Genomic DNA, 20276 nt, shown 5'->3' on the forward strand with positions numbered 1-20276 from the left:
TGCGGTCGGCACGGCAGCGAGTTGCATCGATACAACGGGGGCTTTCCAACCCTCGGGTTTTCCCTTAAATTTACGTCTGTCTCCTCCATGTCTCCAAACATGGATTCAGCCCGCTCAAGCAGCGGGCTTTTTCTTGCCTGCGCGAATTGCGGGGACACATCATCTTCCGTCCCGACTAACCTGCCGGACGCACGCCGGCGGGCCGCAACCAGTAGTGGTGCACCGCAAATACCAGCGCGACCGCCACGACAAGTGCCAGCAGCAGGTACAGCCAGCCTTTTCTGGTCATCGGCAGGTCCGCCAGGGCATCCAGGTCGCCTGCCAGGACCATCATCGCAGCCACCCCCAGCCCGACCAGCACCATCGTCCCCGTTGCCACCCATCCAAAGGCCGCCTCCAGCACGGCCGCCCATCGTGACTGGCGGTAAGGTCCGGCAACCGGCCGACGAAGATCGGGCTTACCCATTCCTCACCTCCCGGACGGCATACGCGTATCCGCACATCGGCCGGCAGGCTCCGTCGAAGGCGGAAATTCGAAAGTTTTCCGGACGAGCGGCCACGGCGATGCGGTTCGCGCATTCGATCTCAAGCGTCATGTTTTTTCTTTCGTGAGCCGATGTTCGACGGTTCGTTCGGCCAGAACGAATCCACATTTACCGGATCGTGCTGCAAAACGCCGCTTGGCGCTGACTGGCACGCGCACGTTAGCCGTTACGCGCCGGCGTCGCCACCGGGGCGCGCGACATACACGACGTGCCGCCGCAGCGCATGCCCTTCGGGCAACGCGGGATGATAGAAATCGCACGCGGATTCGCGCTGCATGCCGAGCCGCTGCATCACGCGTTGCGATCGCAGGTTGGTGTCGGCCGTCCATGCGAAGATCTTGCCGAGCCCGATCCGGTCGAATCCGTCGACCAATGCCGCGGCCGCCCCTTCGGCAATATAACCATGCCCCAATGCGTGACGCGCCTGCCGCCACATGATCTCGATGCACTGCGCCATCGGATGCGTTGTGTGCACTTCGTGCGACAGGCCGCAGAGCCCGACCAGCTTCGTGTCGGCGCGACGCACGACCGCCCACGTCCCGAAACCGTGCGCATCGAAATGCGCTTCGAAGCGCGCGATGACGTCGCTCGCCTCGTCGACGGACATCGGGCCGCGCGCGAGCCACGCGGTCAGGTCCGGGTGCGCATGCATCGCCGCAAGCGCGCCCGCGTCCGCCGATCGCCAGCGACGCAGCGTCAGGCGTTCGGTTTCGATCTTCAGTGGCGTGGTCATGGGTGACGCGGATCTACGGGCGGCGACGCAACGCAGGTAACGTCACGAAGCCGGATGCAGAACGGATGAAGGGGAAATCGAGATCGTCGCGTCAGCCGGTGACGATCGGAACAACGAAAAACGGGCGCCAGTGCGCCCGCTGCGATTACTCGTTTTCTTCGAAGTAGTGAATTGGCGTTGCGGGACATGCTTCTGTAGACGAACCTACGCCCAAACCTACGCCAGGCCACATCGTAATTCTTTGGCACATTAATGTTGCGTTTCGGCAACAAACGAAAATGAAAGGGCTAGAGATGGTCTTCGCCGCGCTCAAACCGTGTAGAACTTCATCAAAGTTGCGCTACCGCAGGCTAGCCAAGAGTGCGAATCGGGTCTTCGTGATCTTAGCGCTGGCCAATGTCTGGTCCTCTCGCACGCGATTGATGCCACAGGTGCGCCGCAATGGGCTTAATGCGGGCAAAACGTCCGCGGACGATACCCGAAAGGAAAAAAATCAAGAGGATGATACTCGGCTTCACGCCCTGAGCACAGCAACTCGTTGATGTGCCGCATATATAATGCCTTGTTCAGCGTTGCCCTAATGTCACTGAATGCGCGTATTGGCAGGAACGCAGTGATAAAAGCCACAGAAACTGCTGTAAGGCCCTCTGTTGCACGTTCTCGGATCGGAGATCAATTCGCCTGCGTTGTCGGTATTTCTCGCGGGCGTCTGTCCCGGCTTATGCGACCACTTTGTATTGCTGTCTTGTCGATACCAATGAAAGTCATTTCCCGGCCAGATCACCAAGGCAACGTAATGTCCCTGGGCTGGGGGGCTTGCCGGGGACGCGACGGACGTCAGGCCATCGCGTTGAGCTGCGCTTCCGATATTGCCGCAGTCCAATGACGTAAACGTTGTACCGCTACCTCTGCCTGGCTGAGCGATCGTGTTGGTGATCTTGTCGTTCGCGTAGTTATAGCAATTGTTCTTCATTCGGATGTTGGGATCGTTGTTCCACTTTCCCGGATCGTAAGGAGGAACAAGGGTCGGCCCGATTGGGGTATTCAGTGGCTTGATGATCCCGCCCGACAGCGCACTCCTGACAACGTGCCGGACATCGTCGGAAATGGCGTTCCCGGCGGTTCCCAGCAGCCATTCCTCCAAATCCGCGTCGTTCGTGATGCGGTTCAAATCGAATCGGTCCCGATCCACGATGCCGCCGTGGATATAGATAAGCGGATCAAGTACCTTTTCCCGTACCGAATTCACTGAGAATCCTCGGTATCCAAGACTTCCCACCAGACCCGAAGGCTTGAGCAAGGTGGTATTCGGAATCCTGTTGATCCTATCGGCAAGCTCGAGCGCTTGATCGTCCGACAACTCCCACGCAGGATCAGGGCGGCCAGAGAAGATGTGCAGTGTGACGGTAACGGACATTGCCTTTCCTCATGATTGAGCGAACGGATGGCGCGCGAGACCCCGAAGTGAATCTCGTCTTCGGAATGCTTTCACGCGCAGAATACCAAACGGAACGGATTCTCTGCATCATCCGCTTGAATGATGTCCTGAATACAAAAACGGCGGAAGATGATCTCGAGCCTTGCCTCTTGCACCTGCAATGCCTTGTAAATGTTTGCTTATTCATTCAGTGTCAGGTTTTATCCGAAGGACTGACATTCGGGAAAATCCTAGGCGTTGCGCGAGCAATTCAAAATATTTGATACCTACGTTCTGCAGTATTCTTTCGACGAAATTGCGATCGATTTCGCCATCCCTTGAGTGTGGGGTCGCTGCAGGACGTAGAGTTGACCCTGTAGTCCCGAAATGCAAGGTGCCCGGACAAGTTCTCGATGTTCATCCCCGTACGTCACCGTGTGCGATGCACGGATTGCCCCGTACGGCCGTTGCGCAACCGTTCATACCCGACTTGGGGGGGATGATGGGTGAGAAGCGTCTGAACCTCACGCCGGTAATTCGATGTCTGCAATCCACCGCGTCGCAAGGCGTCTCCGCCAGCGACGCCGATCCGTCACTTTCCCACGATGTCCCGCGTAGCCCGGCCCGACGACGGTTTCTTTGGCAATCCGCGGCGCTGTGCGCCTCCTCGGCGCCCGTCACCCTCACGTCACACGCCACTTCGCGTTTCACGCCAGCTGTCGTAGCACGCCGTACCGCCAGTGGATTTGCGTTCATCTCCCGAGCCCGCGTCGTGTGGGCTGCCGACGTGGACTGGTTATCGCCACAGCACGCTTGCCGGGTTGTCAATACTCCGACCTACGCCGACGTGTCGTTACCCGACGCCTCGCTGCCCGGGTTGTCGACGCCTTGTGCACTGTCGCTGCGCGTTGCGCGCGTCAACGATCGCCTGTGCCTCGAAGTTCGCCATGCGATGGTCCGCGGTGCGGCATCGGTGGATCTGGATGACTGGATCGACGGCCGCGCGACGCTTTCGCTCGGTAACCTGACCGACATCCCTCGCTTTGCCGTCTTGAGTGGACTGGACATCGAGTGGCCGCCAAGGCCGCGCGCCGATCTTCTGCCCAATCTCGGCCTGAGGTTGCAATCAGCCTCAGGGTTTCACGTCGCAGCGCGTCAGATGACGGGGCAGTTCGAGGTATGCGTCATCGGTCCGATCACTAACGACGACGACCGCCTGATCCCAGGGACGGCGCCGCGCGCCGCGCATCTGACGATGGATGCCGGTACGGCGGGTGGCGGTACGGTACGGCCACACGTGTCGGGCAGCGCGCTGCAATGCGCACCATTCGACACGTCGCAGGTTCGATTCGAACTTGTCGAGCAGCCCGCGCGACAAGTTGCGGTCGCCTGGCTGGCCAGTGCAGACGCCCCTACCCGACTCCACACGTCGGCTTCCGGATGGTCGCCGGAGCCGCATATCACCCTGTCGGCTGACGAGGTCTCCTATGCGCGCGTCGTTTCCGATGCCCCTACGGCGCTGCTCGTCGCCACCACGAATCAGGTGGCCTTGCAGGCCGAGAATCTCGCGCTCACGGGACAATGTGTCGACTGCCACCCGCTGGTGCTCGCAGAGAATACGCAAGGACAGGCGCTGCAGCGTGCAGTCGTCTGGCGAGAAGGCGCGCTGATCGATGCGGACGGCATTGGCGTTCAGCTGCACTTTCTGGAGGGTAGCTCGCCCCCTCAACCCGACGCCATCTCGAAACTGCTGGACGCCATCCCGTGGCATCGCAAGCGGATTTCGCTCGCCAACGTCGTCATCGAGTTCACGCGCCCCGAGGACGGCCTCTGGCTGCGCGCTTCGTTGGACGGGTTCAGCCTCGAAAGGCAAGTTGGCCGCTTCGTGATTTCGCTCGACGGCAGTCGCCGTGTCGACAGCGTCAGGGCCCCTCCATTGCTGCATTTACGCTTGCCTGCGCAGTCGTTCTCGGAACAGGCGTTCTATCGATCGCCACCGAGGGTCGCGCCCGTATCTCCCGCTTCGCTGTCGAACGGCAATGATGCCAACGCGGATCAGACAGGCGGTGCCAAGAGGGTGTGCAACCGTCCAGCCCCGGAGCCAAGCGGCGACGAAAAGGTGCCCAATGCACTGTCGGCATTGCGTGTTGCTGGCGACTCGGTGCTGCGCTTCACCTTGCGTGAAGGGCAAGCGCGCAATTTCGAACTTTCGCTCGCGGCCTTACTGGATAGCAAGCGGTGGCAGTTCCACGTCGCCCCTCGCGCGCAAAGCGAGGAACCGAAATGGCGCGCCCTATCCAGTGTCGTAGGCGACGCCTCATTGGAAAATTTCACCGACATCGAATTGCCGTGGCGCATACATATATCGCCGAACGAACTGGCCCGCATGGCGTCCTCCCCTCGACGACTGACCAGCGACAAGACGTTCACGCCACTGTTCTATCTGCGCCCTTACGCATTGCCGGGCGGCGGCGCCCCCACTCAGGCGCGGACCGACACCAGCGCGACCGACTTGCCACTGCGCGCCATCGCATCAGCAGATCACGGCAACGAGCGATGGCAGCATTTTGACGCGACCCAGACAGACGCGAGCGCGAAGCCACCGACCGACCCCATACGTGCCGCACTCGATCAGCAGGACCGCAACGAACTGGTCTGGCTTTCCGGGCGATGGGGGCAGCCAGCCATCCCGGGTACCGCCAACGTCGATGGTCAGCACGGCCTCTACGTGCCGCAGCCGATCCAGGCGCAGCGGCTCTTGCTGACGGCATTCGGGGCTTCCCTGCGAAGCGACAGTCGTTGGGACCCGCCTGCATTGCAGCTCGACAATGGCACGACGCTGGGCCTGCATGTCACCGCCTGGAAGCATATCTCGACGCTCGGCCGCCCTCAGTTCGACAGCGTACTCCATCGCGGTTATCTCCTGCCCTTCGGGTTTCGCATCTCGGTCATTGTCAAGACAACGTTCGAGACCGAATGGCACACGGACCGTGGTTATCTGGTTTTGCCCGTGCAGCGCTATTTCGTGCGAGTGGAGGACCCTGTAAAGGCGTTCCCGTGCGAGGTCGGCCAGCCGCTCGAAAGTCTGAATGGGTGCTTCCAGCCGGAGCGCTTCGAGATGACGCTGAAGGGCGATCTGCAGATCGACGCGCCAGAGACGTGGGACATCGAATGTCTAGGGCTGGACGCCTTCTGGATCTGCGCGCCGTCACAGTCTCGTGACAAGGACATCCGCTATCCGTTCGAGCTTCGCATCGGTGGCGACGGCACCGGCACGATACCGATGGCATTCGTCGGAAACAACGTCATCCACGATCCAACGAACCTAGATAACGTCGTTCGCGCTTTCAACGAAAAAGGCGCTGCACTAACCACCCAAGGGGCCAGGATCACCTTCGCGCCGTCGCTGCGCTACGGCGATACCCGACTGATCACGTACTCTGCAAACCTTCACGCGGTTGTCAATCGCGCGATGGTGAATTCGGCGTTGCTGGAGGCGCACCGTCAACCGCCCTTCTACCCGGTGCTGGTCGACGCGGATGTCGAACTGGATGCCATTCAGCGCGTCTCTGGACAATCGTCGCCGCAGAAGACCCGGGGCACGTACGCGCAACTGTATCGGGCGGTAGGTTTCACCGGGACGACGGCCTCCCTTGACAGCCAACGACGCGCCGCTGCTGGGACGCAGCCCGTCAATCCCGCTGAGGTTTTCCTTTCGTTTGTCACCCCGGTCGCAATGAGTTTTACCGGTAAGGGGCAACGCTCTGGCGGCGTGGCTACCCCTAACATGTCGGCTAACGCTCTATCTCGTAGCAAGGGGCTTCTCGCCGGCTTTGCGGATGCAGTCCCGGCACCGGACACAGCCCCTGCGCCCGCCACTCATGGGGAAACGTCGACAGGGGCTAACCCGTCGGGTGCCCCCGCCGCACCGCCTCCTCCGGGCGATTGGGCATCGTCATCATCGCAAACGCTCAGTGTCGCCAATCCGTTTGCCGTCGACGCCAAGCTGCTCGGGATCATCCCCCTGCGAGAAGTCTTCAAGATCGTTGGCCTCGACGATCTGCCCAAATTCGTCGATTCGATCGAGGAGTCGATCAGCGCGCAATCCGACAAGCTGGCGCCGAAGCTGCGAGAGTTCGGTGCTCGGGTAAGCAATGCTGCGGCGCGAGTGCACAATACGCTGAGCGACAACAATCAGGCATCGTTTGCGAACACGCCCCAAGGGGCGCAGCTGCTCTCCGCCGTCGCCGCGCTCGAACAGGCGGGCAAACAACTCGCGAACAGTCAGGAGACGGTCCCGGGCTTGTTAGAGCGTACCGCCGCACTGACACAGCAGGTTCGCCAGATCGACGTCGCGTTGCGAGACATTGCCGCGCACCCGGAAGCCTTGCTGCATCTCAAGGAAATCGAAACCCTGAAGGCGACGTATCTCGACCCGATATCCGCCGCCGTAACGACCGTAGCGAGCGCCATACGCGCAGAACTCGAGCAGGCCTGCAACGAGGCAAAGCAACAGTTGGCGTCGGTCGTCGCGGTGTTCGAAGATCGTGCGTCGGCGGCATATGCTGAGTTGTCCGACGCGTTCGCGAATCAAGTCGTGGCGTACGCCATCGCCCACCGCAATGACTTGAGTGCCATCGAGGCATCCGTGACGGGAATCAACGATGCGCTCGCACAACTACACACATTGGTCCGGTGCTATCAGAACTACTACGTGCGAGGTTTCGGGCTTCCCGAAGCGATCACTCATTTCAAGAGCAGCGGGCCGACACAACAGGTCTATAGCGCACTGAGCGCAGTGCGCCACGACGTTGCCAAGCTTCAGAAGACCCCCGCCAATGCCCGTGAGCTGTGTAAAGCGGTCGTCGCCGCAGCGCTGGCGCTGGAGGACGTGTGGAATCGCCACAAACTCGACGCGCCGGTGGCGGCGAAAGCGTGCGCCACCCCGTTCGAGGCACTGGGCAAGCATTTGCGCGAGCTCGTCGTGTCGGGGCACACCGGGGAGGTCACCGACGCCATGCTGCTCGCTCCTGTGAACCGGGCGCATCAAGTCCTGCTGGAAATGCTTGCGGCCCTTGAGGTCATGCCGGACGCATGGCGGCGTGAGGCGGCTTACACGAAAGCGCGCGACGGCATTCAACAGGCGATCACGGGTCTGAAAGCGACGATGACTGCACTTGGGAACGATCTCGACAGCCTTCGGAAAGCACTGGTTGACCCGGCCCTGGCAACATTGCCCGGCACGGTGATTACGACTTACGTCGATCAAACGGCCGACGCGTTGAGCGCCGCGGTAAAAGCGGCGACTGGCGACGCCATGCAGATCGAGCGTTGCGCCCTCGCGATGTGCGAAGCCCTGGGTAATCTGCTCGATGTTCGCTTTTCCGATGCCTCGGCGGTAAGTGCAGATCCGTATCGCGCCTTGTCGGCGCCGACGGCAGGCCAGTTCAGGCAAGCCATCATCGACACCGACGCTGCCCTGCGGCACGTCGCGCAGACGGCGTGGAAAAGCATCGCGGTGATTCTCGACGCTATCGCGAGCAAGACGCCGGACTTCAGTCCCGAGTTGTGTGCGCTCATCGGCAAATCCCTTAAGACCCAAACGGTACACATCGTCCAGCATGTGCAATCGCTATCGGATGCGTACCACAAGGCCGCCGCCCTTCCCGGCGATCCGGATACCCCGTCGCTCATCGCGCTGAGCAAAAAGCTCACGGATCCGCAAGACAACCTGCTCACGGAACTCCAGACCTGGGGCCGTCTGCTACAGCAGTTGCCCGCGCAGATCGAAGCACGCGTGTTGGAAATGATACGCAATGAGGTAAATGCCCTGCTGGCGCTCGTCGTGCCGGCCCGCATCGCCGCGACACTGGATGTCGAGCGGGAGATCGGTGGCTACGACAACGTGTTCGTCCCTCATCATCACGGCAATGCCAGGCTGAAGCTCAACGCCGCCGTGGAGACCGACCTGATCACGCGCAGTACCGCCAGCCGTTTCGAGGGGGCACTGACAAACTTCGAGATCAACCTGTTCGACATGGTGACGCTGGGTGTCACCCGCCTCGCCTTCTCGGCAGTCGACGGCCAATTCCATTTGGAGGCGCCGCAGATCGACGGCACCACGATTAATAGCCCGCTTGATTTTCTGAAGGGGCTGGACGCATGGGTCAACGGGGCGAGCGGCCCCTTCGTTCTGCCGATGCTCTACGGCATCAAAGGGGGATATCGCATGTCGGGCAGCGATATCCAGTTGGGGCCGTTGACCATCCTCAACTTCACCTTCGAGGCTGCGATCGCGTTGCCGTTCGACGACCGTGCTGCCATCTTCTCCGTCGCCGTGGGCAGCCAGGAGATGCCGTGTCTCGTCAGCGTGCCGCCCTACGGCGGAGGCATGTATTTCGAGATGCAAATGGCGGGCACCCGGCTCGTAGGGTTGAGTGCCGCGATGGAGTATGGCTTGGTGGGAGGCTTCAGGCGCGGGCCGGTGAGTGGTGCCGGACGGATCGTCGTGGGAGTCTACTTCGCGCAGAACGCCCAGGGCGCGCTGGTACAGGGCTATTTCTACGCGGGCGGGCATGCCAGCATCCTTGGCATCGTGTCGGTTTCCATCGATCTGCGCGTGAGTCTGACATACCAATCAGCGGGGGCAGTCAGCGGCGTCGGCCGCTTCTCCGTCTCGGTCGGCGTAGGCATCTTCTCGTGGACGCTCCGCTATTCGGTCGAGTATCACACCTCGACGCGCGAGGCAATTCAGGCGAGGGCGCAAGGCGAGTCGGCCCCGGCGAGCGAACCGGCCCCCGTCGACAATGTGCCATTGGACGTCAAGCAGAACTGGGACGCCTACCGTTCCGCCTTTGCCCTGCAGGATTTGCCGCCTCCCGGAGACAGTCACAGATGAGCGAGACGATCGATTTGCACGACGGGCGCTGGATCGTCATCCCGAAAGGCTTCGAGGGCTCGGAAACCCTGAAGGTCACACTTCAGTGGTTGCCCCCCGAGATTGCGCAAATGGAGAAAGTCGACTGGCCGAAACCCTCGGAACAGCCGGCGTTCACGGTGTTCGTGCGCATCGCCGCCGGCGTCAATCCCGGCACACAGAGACAACAGGCTGCGTTGCCGTGGCCGTCAGCGCCGGACGGCGACGTCTGGCAAGCGGCGTTTGCGTCACCGCCCTGTGAAGCCCCTGCCGTCGCCGTGCTGACGGAGCCAAAGGTCCACAAGGATCCCGGGCAGGCCGATAGCGTGCCCGAGCCGGCCAGTCTCGGCTGGCAGACCCACGCGCTCGTGCAAATGCTGGAGGGCGCATCGAACGCTATGTCGACCGTACATGACCAATGCATGCAGGTCGCTGCCACGCTGCATGACACGCGAAGCGTGGCAGCCCGGAGCCTACCGATGCGGCCTTCGATTTCCGGTCGCAGCATCGTGTCCACAGTGCCCGGTATCACGCCCTTGGGAACGGCTTTCGGCACGCTCTCACTTGCCGACGAATCGCACGGCGTACTCAAGGCAACCGCCAGCGCCATCCTGAATACCTACCTTCCGGGAGAGTTGTCCGCGCTGGAACTCGAACGCTGGGTCCGTCGACTCGATTCGGACACGGTGCAGATGAAGGCCGAACCACGCGTCGCGAATCTCTTCAATCAGCTGAAAACGGCCTACAGCGAGTCCGCCCCGAGAGGGAACAAGGCCACCGGCGCCAAGGCGGAGGGTTGGCAGGCGATCGCCGCGGTCGAGGCAACAACGGGCGTATCGTACGAATCGCTTTACGCCATCGCCAAACGGCTGTCGCGCCCCCCGCAGGATCAACAGCCCCTTGAGGTCAAGGTCGATCCGGTCAATATGCAGATCGTCGTCGAAGAGGCGATCGTCGGCATGGCGCCCTGCGATACGAAGCATCTACAAGCCATGGACGACCCGCCGCCGAATCGGCTGGCGGCTATCGGGCACGCGTTCACCTTGCAGATGCGGCTGGGCATGCTGACGGATCATCAATTGTCGCTCGCCCCGTTTCCGAATGCACTCGCTGCGCGCGACGCCGGGCAACCCTTCGAAATCGCGGTGCAGCCATCGTTCGTCCAGTCTCCTCCAACGGTCTGGACACGGGTGGGCAAGGACGGTTGGCCTGCCGATGACGATGCGAAAGCCGACGGCTACATCGCCATGTCGTCGGGGTTGATGGACCTGAGCAACGCGCGGCTAACCAACGTGGAGTTGCGTCAGAGCCTCTTGCACGTCGTTGGCGCCGTCAAGACGACGACCAGTCGTCTGGATTATGCCTTGCACGCGCCGGATGACAAACAGCCTCTCGACACCGAGTTTCTTACCCGCTTCAAATCGGGGCCGTTGTCGCTACATATGCACGGCATGGCCAGGCGAGGTGTGATGCAGCAGGGGGCATCCGCCAGCGGGAAAGAAACCATCTTGACGCTGCAATCGCTTTTGATCGGTGTACGCCCCGAGATATGTATCTCTAAGGCGTGGCGGGCCCTGCTGTCGAGACGCCTGAAATACCGTCTCAATGAGGTGCTCCTGACCGACATTCCCGGTTCCGATGCTGCGACTCGGGAAGACGGTTTCATTCCGTTCAACAGGATGTCTGCCGCACTCGGTGAGACCTGGGTCGCGGACGACGAGCTGTTTGCATGGAGTGGCTGGAACCCTGCTGTCCCCGTGCCCGGAGCAGATACCGCCACAGACAAGCACTGCGCGCTGCGTGCGGAAGTCTCTCCCATTCCCGAAAGTAATCCTGTCTTCCGATATGGCCTTTGCGTACATGCCCGGGTGCGTATGGTGATGCGCGACGGCACCTGTCTGCCGCACACTCACGATTCGACAGACGTCGACATGAAGCACGTTCTGGGGACCCAGCTTCTGCGCTACGAGCCACTCAAAGCGCCGGCGGTGTTGCTGAACAAGGCGCCCGTGCCCGCTCGTGGCCTTCCGCCGGAGACGTTGACACGCGTTGTCCTAAATTCTGGCAACGACTCATCGTCGACACGGCAAAAAAGTGTCCGATATTGGCTACCTGGGGAGATCAACGACTTATTTGAACTAGATCGACATGGCGCATTTGATACCGGGCGCGTGCCTCGCGACAGCGCGTTCACCGCGTACGCCCGCACGGCCAAAGGCTTCCCGACTATCGATGTGACGGATTCCACTTCGGTGCGAAAGCCCGCCGATGCGGCTTGGGACAAGAGACGCACACCGTCCGCGTCTCGCTCCGGGTTGCCAGTGTTTGTGCACGGCGCCAACGACCGTTCCTTGCCCTATCATCCCGACCCGCTGGTGTCGGCGCTCGTCGTAGCGTTGGCGCGCAAATCGGCGGACGGACAGTGGTGGCCGATCGTACTCGACGGCCGTGGTATCTGTTGCATTCATACGTTCTATCCCAGCGCGCGCCGTTGGCCGGAGGCAGTCGCACTACGGGTGGAGTTCGATGGCACGACCACGTCTGGTATGCCGGGGCTGCGGTACCGTCGCCTAACGGGGGCAATTGATGAAGCATTGCTTCAGGTGGCCGTACCTGCCGGTGAACAGTTCAGCCTGGTTGCCTGGCCCATTGGGCAGCCGGAAGATCTGAAAGCCAAGCATGCCTACGGTGTGTTGGGTGCGCATTGGGATGCCCTGCTCGCCCGGGCGTCCGATCATCAGGATGGGTTGCCATTTCCGCCGCAAGGTATCAGCAATCTGCTTAGCGAGACGTCGGTGATCGACGTCGATCATTTTGTCGCCGTGCCACCGATGGCCCAACTGTTTGCGGGTGACGCCAAGATCGCATTTGTGCGAGCGACTGGCACAGTGCACCAGCCGTTCGCCTTCCGTTTGAGGGCATCCCCCGGCTCGGTGGGCGGGCTAAATGTGCTCGCTCGTTGGGTCGACCCGATCGACGATCCAACAATCGGCCCTCCCGTCGAGCTTCCCGCCCGTCCGGCTGCCGACGACGTCCACTACGCCACGGCGCCGAACTGCCCGCAAGCGGTCGTCATGGACGCATCTTCGGCGTGGCATCGCGCCATTGACAGCGCGTTGCCCGAAATCCGGGTAAATACGCTGAAGCGTCCCGATATCGAGGTGCCCGGTCAGGGATGGATCAACGGCGAATTCGCACTGCCCGACGGCAAGCATCGTTTTGTACGTTATGTACCGGTCGCCCATAATGCCCTGCCGGCGACCGAAGGCGTCACGCCCGAACGGATTGTCCTAAAGCGAGATGGGCGAGGCGTTGTGGTCAACGTGCTGGCGAGCGTACCGCCAGCGGCTCCGGTGGTACGAGACATCTTGCCCGCGTTTCGCTTCGCCCGGTCGCAGCAACCCGATTTTGTCAGGAGCGACCGGCAAACGGCCCTTACGCTGAAACTGGAACGTGGATGGTATTCGTCAGGGCCGGGCGAACTTCTGGCCGTCTTCGTTCAGCGGAACGGAAGCGTCGATTACCCGGGCATGACCGTGGGACCGTTGCGCATATCGTCATGGGGTGCCGACGCCACGCGTGCCGTCGATGGGAAAATCAGGCAACCGCTTCTGGCACGACATTTCCTGCCGGCGTCGCGTCGAGTGGCGACGATACCCGACAACGAACATGTCGAAGCGGTGCTTTACGAACCGGATTTCGACGTGAGCAGCGATGCCTGGCGGGTGGACATATCGCTCGATGTCCCGCCCGACGCTACCCAACCGTTCGTTCAGCTCGCCATCGCACGTTACCAGCCTGACGCGATTCCCGACGCGCTGTTCTCCCCGGTGACGATGGTCGACTTCATTCAGTGGCAGGATCAGCGTTCCGTAAGCGTAATCACCGAGGTCGGCGACCCCAGTCGCTACAACGTCGTCGTATGGGGCCCGCCGATGGAGACGCAAACGTTGAGCGATCGCGAGCTTACGCTTCAATTGGAAACGGCGGCTCCGGGATATGGCCCGGCGATCTGGCAACGTGCTGGCGAGCCCGTCCGAATGAGCGGTAGCATCGATGCGCAACGCGGTCTCAGTGTCTGGCGAAAGCAGCTATCGATAACGCACGCGCAGCAGCGTTTCAGAACGCGTATCTGCTTGATGGAGCGCGGACGCTTTGTGAGCGGATTCGACGCCGCCGCAGAAAAGGTATCCGGCCCCGTATTCTTTCTTGAGCAGTTGGAGTTTGGGCAAAACGCGGTAGGGTTCATCCCGGTTAAGCCGAACGCGCGCAAATTGGGATAGTGAAAAAATGGGGAGTGCGCCGACTCAATCCCTGCCGCACTTTGCCTCCCTTGTTGAAAACTAACGATCATATGGGCAGGAGCGCGACCACGTCCGCTCCACGTTTCACCAGTCTTGGGGTTCCGGTACTTCGCAGTTGTTGATTTGCATCACGTGACATGTTTCTGCCTACGAACCTACGTCGAACCTCATCCTAATTCCTAGGCAAATTAACGTGCGTTTCGGCAACGAAAGAAAACGGAAATGCTGGAGGGGCATGACCGGACAAGCTGCCACCAAATTGAGAGCGTGCAGTCACGATCCAATACCCACTCGATTGTCAATCGATGGACTGAACCTTTGCGGAGACAGCGCTTACACGCGGTCGCGTAGCAACGATACCGTCAAAGATACCGAAGAATCCGGTCGGCTGTTGCCGGTACCGGAGAGACCGCACCGGAAAATCAAGGCATGTTTTGTTGAAGATCCACGAAAACCGCACATCCCGATGACGGCCTTTGTAGAGATACCGTCATCGATACCGTCGGGGTCACGCACGGGATCGCGAAGACTGCTACATGCGCTTGTCCCCGCTAAGAGACGGTTTCAAAAAGACGCGTAGCTACCCGTGATTTACCGTGCCAATCCGTGCAGCGCGCCTTGGGGGTCTTGTGAGCAAAAACCCCGAGCACATCAAGTTCACCGCTTTGCAGGTACGGACGCCACTCCAGTACCAGCTTCTTGGGCAGTTGCAAGACTAACCGTGCCACTTCCGCCACTTCCCCGTTCCAAAAACGCGATTCTGCTGTGTACGGCAGTCTCGTATTGCCTTCTCGGCAGCCGCGATTAGTGCAGACGGAACTTTCATGAACGTTCTGTAGGTATTCAGTCAGAGTAAGCTCGGGAAACCTTTCCCTCGGCCACCAGTCATCACTTGCTTTTAGAACGGCTATCCCAGTCAATGTTGTCGTGCCCCTCAAAGCCATGCCGCCGGCACCAAGCCTTGTCCTCGCCACTCTTCGATACGGACGACGTTTGCCAATCCGCCCCAGACCTCCTCATCGGCGTGATCCAGCACGATGACCTGTAACCGACCCGTGGTCTTTGCAATGATGTTGTCCAGCAGTGTAAACACCTTCCGCACCGCATCTACGTCCTCATTACCCCATTGCGGGTCTAGGTTCTCTCGCGACGCCTTTCCCGCTCGCAGCGTCGGAAAGTAGACTTGGCTAGGTTGATCGTAGATGAGCAAACCCGGTACAGGATGATTTGGCTTGCTAAGGAAATAGCCTTGCAGCGCAAGGGTCAGTGCCACATGGTATGCAAGCCAGTTTGCGCCGCTACCAATCTCCCAAAGGAAATCATCGCGTGTACCGCGAATCACCTTTACCGTCAGATCCTGGACATTGAGTCGGATTGGGGCATCCGGCCACTCGCCATCAAGCTGTGGAACCAGCCGCGAACAAATCGCCTGGATCGTATCCAGCGCGTTTTCCGTTTTCCGACCGATTTCGTGCTCGGAGATCAGCTGATTCAAGGCCTCAATTTGAGTCCTCAGCGATAAAATTTCCTCGTTAAGTGCCGAAGACGTATCCAGCGTTTCGTACAGCCTGAGCGCTTCTTCCAGGCGACCAAGGAACCGTGAGATCTCCTCCCCACGTGTCGTCACCTTGCGCGCGGCTTCCGACTGACCTTCCAGTGTTCGTATTTCTTGCCGTACTGCCGCAAGATCCGCGAGGATTTTATCCACGGCTTCGCGCTGACGAAGCGTTTCTCGTCCGAGAGATTCCGTCACGCCAGGATGCGATCGTAGCCGAAGTTCTATGCCATCAAGCGCGTCACAGAGCTGGTCAATGCGCGCTCTTCCCGCATCGCTCGGCTCCAGCACCGCCGCAGGCCGATCAGACACGAGTTGGCGAATCCACTTCGACAATTCCAACCGGTCACGCTGGACCTGAAGGCCATTCCGAAAGGTATCGCTGCTTTCATCGAGACGCCGTAGTTCGTGCAACCGGCTACGAGACTGATTGAGATCCATCACAAGCTTGGACTCGGCGGTCCGCAACTCGGTGAGGCGCCCCATTATGACGTCCATCGAGGCCAAGGTTGGGGCCGCAACTTGGGTGTCGCTTTGCATTGCGGCTTTAAGCAGGTCCACTATCGATGGCCAATCGTTCGGGACCGCGGTGTCCGGCGGCAATAGTCCATACTCAATCGCCAAACGGACCCAAGCAAAACCTTCTCGCTGCCAGGAAGCGCCGGAAGCCTGTCGCGCCTTCAACTCGCCCTCTTTGCGGCGAAGCAGCCGCCCGATGCGATCCAACTCGTGGCGTGCTTGCAAGAGCTCCGGGCTAATTGCACCTAAGACGTAAGGAAAAATCGTTTTTAGCTTTTCGCGATGCTCCGTCGTATCCGCCTTGAAGAACATCACATCAGGATTCGCGACGATGTTTTGGGGCTGAAATAGGAAAGCCATCAGATCGCGAAAACTTGGTCGTGACTTGAACCGGTCTTCACTACCCGGCTCAAATTGCAGGTTTGACAGTCCGGCAAGGCGATTCAAGACTGCCTTGACGTAGTCAACCGTTTGGTTCTTCTCCAGGATGACAGCGGGTGGCTCAACTGCCACGTCCTCCAACAGCAACATGTCACCAGAAGCCTTCAGATCTCCGGGCTCCCGGCGGGCAATCAACTTTTGCCCCTCAAGGGTATCGACCAGCACACCAAACCAAGAACAGCTTTCGCGAATCACACCCACCGGGATCGCGCACTTTTCCGACCCGAGACAGTAGTCAACTATCGGAATCACCGACGACTTGCCGGTCTTCGACGCTCCGCTGATAACATTGACAACGCCGGGCTCAAATTTCACGATACGTGGTTCGCCGCCACGGCGCGGCCATAAAATGAGTTGTCGTAGCTGGAAATACATTAGAATCCCACCTTCAGTGTGTGAGCCACCTGCTGATCGGTGAGGCTGGAAAACCAGTAGCCAATCCTTTCGCTGGCGAGTCCGAGGCGTCGAATGCGCTCCGGCAATACAGGTGTGCGCAAATCGTCGTATGGGGTACTTGCCCACATCGTGGCCGTCATCGGATCGATCCGAACCAAACCGGACTGCTCCGCAGACATAAGCGAATCTAGGGTTAGCCTTCTCAATGACAATGCTCGACCGTGAATAGCAACAAGCTCTTCCCGCTGATCCCCAAGCTTGCCGGCGAACAGATGCAATCCGGATCCCTTCTGCGTACGCAACACCATCTCCAAGGTTGGGCTATACAGAATCAGCGGCAAAACAAGAAATGCCAAGGGCAGCGTCGCTGCATGGCCGTCACGATCTTGATATCCAAGGGCAAACTTCCAAAGCGCATAGGCACCCAGCGCCTCGTTTTGAACCAGCGCAGCCTCGCTCAGGCGGTGTAGTTGAACGATTTCGCTCACGCCTCCTCCTCGTCATCCAGAAGGGACTTGTGCTCCGGATGCCAGCCAAGCTCCCGCTTGTTCGCCAGATCATTGAACGCACCATGAGTGAAATAGTCCGGCACCGTGCGATTGCCTATTGGCACCTCCAAAACCGAGCATCGGCCATAGACGAGTCGACCCTGCACACCCCCCGGCTTGTCGGAATGAAGATCCTTGACCTCGTTAGCAAACGCTTCGTGTCGTCGTAGCAACGAGTCTTCCCAATCGTTAAAGGTGTCGTCATAGATAAATCCAGCTTCGGCCCACTTCGCCTTATCGCCGGACGTTCTCATGAGGTCACTGGCCGCACGAAGCTGCTGCCTCTCCGTGGCTTCGATTAACTGAAGTTGCCGTACAAACGTTGGTCTACTTGTGAGTACGGCCTGCGTCTCAATCGTCGTGGGCACTGCGGATAGCGAAGCGAGATAGCCCGGCATGTTGTTCTGCTGAACGAAAGCCTGAAATCGCTTCCGAAACTCTCCGACGCTGATCTGGGCAGGCTCGCCAGCACGGATGAGACGGTCCGCCCAAGCCTGCGCCATCCCAATCGCGGCTTCGCAAATGATATCGATTGATCCGACCGGAATAGTGGGTGCCAGTAGATCACGCAGTGGCTGTATCGGATCGACATCACTGCTCAGAATCGAAGTCTTGCAGATAACCTGATTGCGAAGAACCGCCTCCACGTCAAGAAACTGCTGCACATAGGGCAGGCACTTCGGCGACTCGGCCTTCTTGCCGAGTTTGTCTTTGACCAATTTGAGCAACTGGTCCACTGCATCCGCAGACGTTGCGTCATGAATAGCGGAGCTCAGCTTTCCCGACTTCGGCGGCGTCACGTAGAGGTGAAATGTTGCTTTGCCCCCGTCCACCTTCTTGGACTCGATCACCGCAAGCCAATTTGCAATAGTCTTCCAAAGGTCCTCTGACCAATCAGACAGAGCATTATGCGAAAGCGCGCTCTTACATTGCTCCAATAGCACATTGCCATCGGTGTAGTGCACCGCGACATCGTCCAGAAGTTCTAGCGAAACGCTAGCACCTAGCGGGCTGCTGAGGAGGTAATAGCAAAGCCGGACTGGCTGCAGCGCAAAGCCCAGATAAGGGCCTGGCGCGCTATGCTTGACCAATGACGTCATTCGATCGGCCCCAAGTCTGTGCAACTATGGAGCGCTACCCACCGGTAATCCGTCAATGCCCTCATCATGTTCCCCGAATTTCAGCGCAATTCAACCTTGGACTACGCTGCACGTTTTGTTATGCATAGGGTAGCAGTAACGAATCACTTGGGTTAAGCGCGAAATATAGGGTAACCACTAACGCCCTGCTCCCCCGCCATTCCCACGTCGAGCCTTCGACGCATTACGTACATACGTTGCGACGCGACAAGCGTGACCTGCCATGCGAGTGCCTGCCTTTCAATGGCAAACCTTTCCTCGAACGGCTTGAGCATGTGGCGAATCAAAAAGGTCGATCAATCACTTAAGCCGCTGCCGGGGAAATCGATAACTGACTTCCCCGTGCGCCCCAAACGCAAACCCTATTCGCCAAATGACACGGTCGGATCAGGCACATCTGCGCGGAGCGAATCGCTCTGCAGCAACGCGTATTCCGAACTGTCTTTGAAAGGCTGGCTTTCGAGCACCGCACCTTGTCGCAGTTCGTCCAATAGATCGCTCCGGATCGCCATCGCCAGCCTGCCGCGCATCCGCCTCGACGGATACAGGAATCCGTCCGGCATCCTCTTCGCCTCGCATTGCAGCATCGCTTGGCGGAGGTTGTAGCCAATCCAGTGGCACGCTTCGTGGTCCCGCGAGGAGATCGTGTCGAAAATGCCGAGCTTACTGCACGCTTCGCCGCTCAAATCCCATAGCGCCAACTCTCGGGTGAGTGTGAATCGTCCGAGAACACCCCGCTCGACTGCTACGGGGTCAAGAAAGAATCCACCTGCAGCCATCGCATCGGATTTCGCGAACTGACTTTCCCAGATGGCAGTCGCCATATCGTGCGCGAGATACAACCAACCAAACGGCAACGCCCCGTTCGGCACGCGTAGTGCTCTCGGGGGCCCGAAACGATGGGCTTTCGTCAGCGCGTGGGGCAGGAGGTACTCCTGACCCCACGCCGCACGACAATACAACGTGCCGACCGGCTGATGCACCACGGTGCTTTCCAGCGCCGTGGTCAATGCGGCAACAGAAGGAATCTTGCCCTTCAAATAGTCCGGTGGTTTCGGTGACGGATCCGTTCTTAATGACATTCGCCAGGCCACTCAATCGGACATGCTTTGCCCCGCCTCCCTCGCAAGATCAAGAACCCGCTTCAGTCTCTCCGTGACCGGAAGTGACAACATCCGCGCCTGTTCGGGCGGCACGTCGTGCCGGGATTCGAACGGTAGCCCAGCGAGTACTTCCGCCGGCGACAACTCGTTCAACTCATCTTGCTCGGTGACAAAAAAAGCATGTAGTTCAAACTGCATCACTCCACGCAGTTCGGCGATGACTTGCGGCAGAAGACTGGGAACCGGATCGACAAATTGCCACGCCGGAAACATGCGGCCATTCTTTTTCGCTCGCGGCATCACGCAGTAGACCTTTCCATCCTTGTCATAGCGATACAAGGTCGTCAGTGCGCTCAGCTTCTGCCGTGCCACTACCTCTGCAGGACTCAACATGTCTACTGGTAGCGACGGGGGTCGCCTCCCCCCCAACGCCGCAGCATCGTCGGACACCAACCAATCCTCCAAGCGCCGCTCGAAGACTTTCAAGGCGACACTCCAGATTGGCCTATCCGCGAGTCCCGGCAACTGATCGGACAACTCCACCACCAGGGAGGAAGCCATCTCTCTGATCAGCTTATGGGGATCGCCGCGATAGTTTCCATTGACGACGGCCCGTACCTCTCCGTTCGTCGCTACGCGCTTTTTCGATACCAGTTCCAT

Annotated in this window: 10 protein-coding genes and 1 pseudogene; 2 read left to right on the top strand and 9 right to left on the bottom strand. The window is 59.7% G+C overall.

Annotation, left to right across the window (positions count from 1 at the left end):
* Nucleotides 1-175: 175 nt before the first annotated feature.
* The 3 genes from GD429_RS25675 to GD429_RS25685 form a co-directional block, all read right to left on the bottom strand.
* A complete protein-coding gene (locus GD429_RS25675) occupies nt 176-466 on the bottom strand; it encodes a hypothetical protein (RefSeq protein WP_152861049.1) in 291 nt (96 codons plus the stop codon).
* A 245-nt stretch (nt 467-711) separates the two neighbouring features.
* A complete protein-coding gene (locus tag GD429_RS25680) occupies nt 712-1278 on the bottom strand; it encodes a GNAT family N-acetyltransferase (protein ID WP_152861051.1) in 567 nt (188 codons plus the stop codon).
* Between the two features lie 583 nt (nt 1279-1861).
* Complete coding sequence (locus GD429_RS25685; protein ID WP_152861053.1) at nt 1862-2695, bottom strand: hypothetical protein; 834 nt, start codon at nt 2693-2695, stop codon at nt 1862-1864.
* Nucleotides 2696-3194: 499 nt separating this feature from the next.
* Between GD429_RS25685 and GD429_RS25690 the strand changes: the two genes are divergently transcribed.
* Complete coding sequence (locus tag GD429_RS25690) at nt 3195-9593, top strand: hypothetical protein (protein ID WP_152861055.1); 6399 nt, start codon at nt 3195-3197, stop codon at nt 9591-9593.
* Entirely contained in the window at nt 9590-13894 is a 4305-nt protein-coding gene (locus tag GD429_RS25695; RefSeq protein WP_152861057.1) for a hypothetical protein, read from the top strand. The genes GD429_RS25690 and GD429_RS25695 overlap by 4 nt, the downstream gene beginning before the upstream one ends.
* Nucleotides 13895-13950: 56 nt before the next feature.
* On the opposite strand, the pseudogene GD429_RS25700 reads toward GD429_RS25695, so the two are convergent.
* The 6 genes and pseudogenes from GD429_RS25700 to GD429_RS25725 all read right to left on the bottom strand — a co-directional run.
* Nucleotides 13951-14016: pseudogene (locus tag GD429_RS25700) on the bottom strand (H-NS family nucleoid-associated regulatory protein); the annotation flags it as partial.
* Between the two features lie 833 nt (nt 14017-14849).
* A complete protein-coding gene (locus tag GD429_RS25705) occupies nt 14850-16805 on the bottom strand; it encodes a DUF3732 domain-containing protein (RefSeq protein ID WP_152861059.1) in 1956 nt (651 codons plus the stop codon).
* On the bottom strand, nt 16805-17314 hold the full coding sequence (locus GD429_RS25710; protein ID WP_321574868.1) for a three component ABC system middle component: 510 nt from the start codon (nt 17312-17314) through the stop codon (nt 16805-16807). The genes GD429_RS25705 and GD429_RS25710 overlap by 1 nt, the downstream gene beginning before the upstream one ends.
* The gene (locus GD429_RS25715) at nt 17311-18474 is read right to left on the bottom strand and encodes an ABC-three component system protein (protein ID WP_152861061.1); all 1164 of its coding nucleotides are present in this window, start codon (nt 18472-18474) and stop codon (nt 17311-17313) included. The genes GD429_RS25710 and GD429_RS25715 overlap by 4 nt, the downstream gene beginning before the upstream one ends.
* 401 nt (nt 18475-18875) lie before the next feature.
* Nucleotides 18876-19553: an RES family NAD+ phosphorylase gene (locus tag GD429_RS25720; RefSeq protein ID WP_193727192.1), complete on the bottom strand. Its 678-nt coding sequence runs from the start codon at nt 19551-19553 to the stop codon at nt 18876-18878.
* Nucleotides 19554-19607: 54 nt separating this feature from the next.
* Nucleotides 19608-20276 carry a hypothetical protein gene (locus tag GD429_RS25725; RefSeq protein ID WP_152861065.1) on the bottom strand — a complete coding sequence of 223 codons (669 nt, stop codon included), beginning with the start codon at nt 20274-20276 and terminating at the stop codon, nt 19608-19610.

Origin of the sequence: Burkholderia sp. BE17, from assembly GCF_009362305.1 — a bacterium.
GTDB lineage: Bacteria > Pseudomonadota > Gammaproteobacteria > Burkholderiales > Burkholderiaceae > Burkholderia > Burkholderia pyrrocinia_C.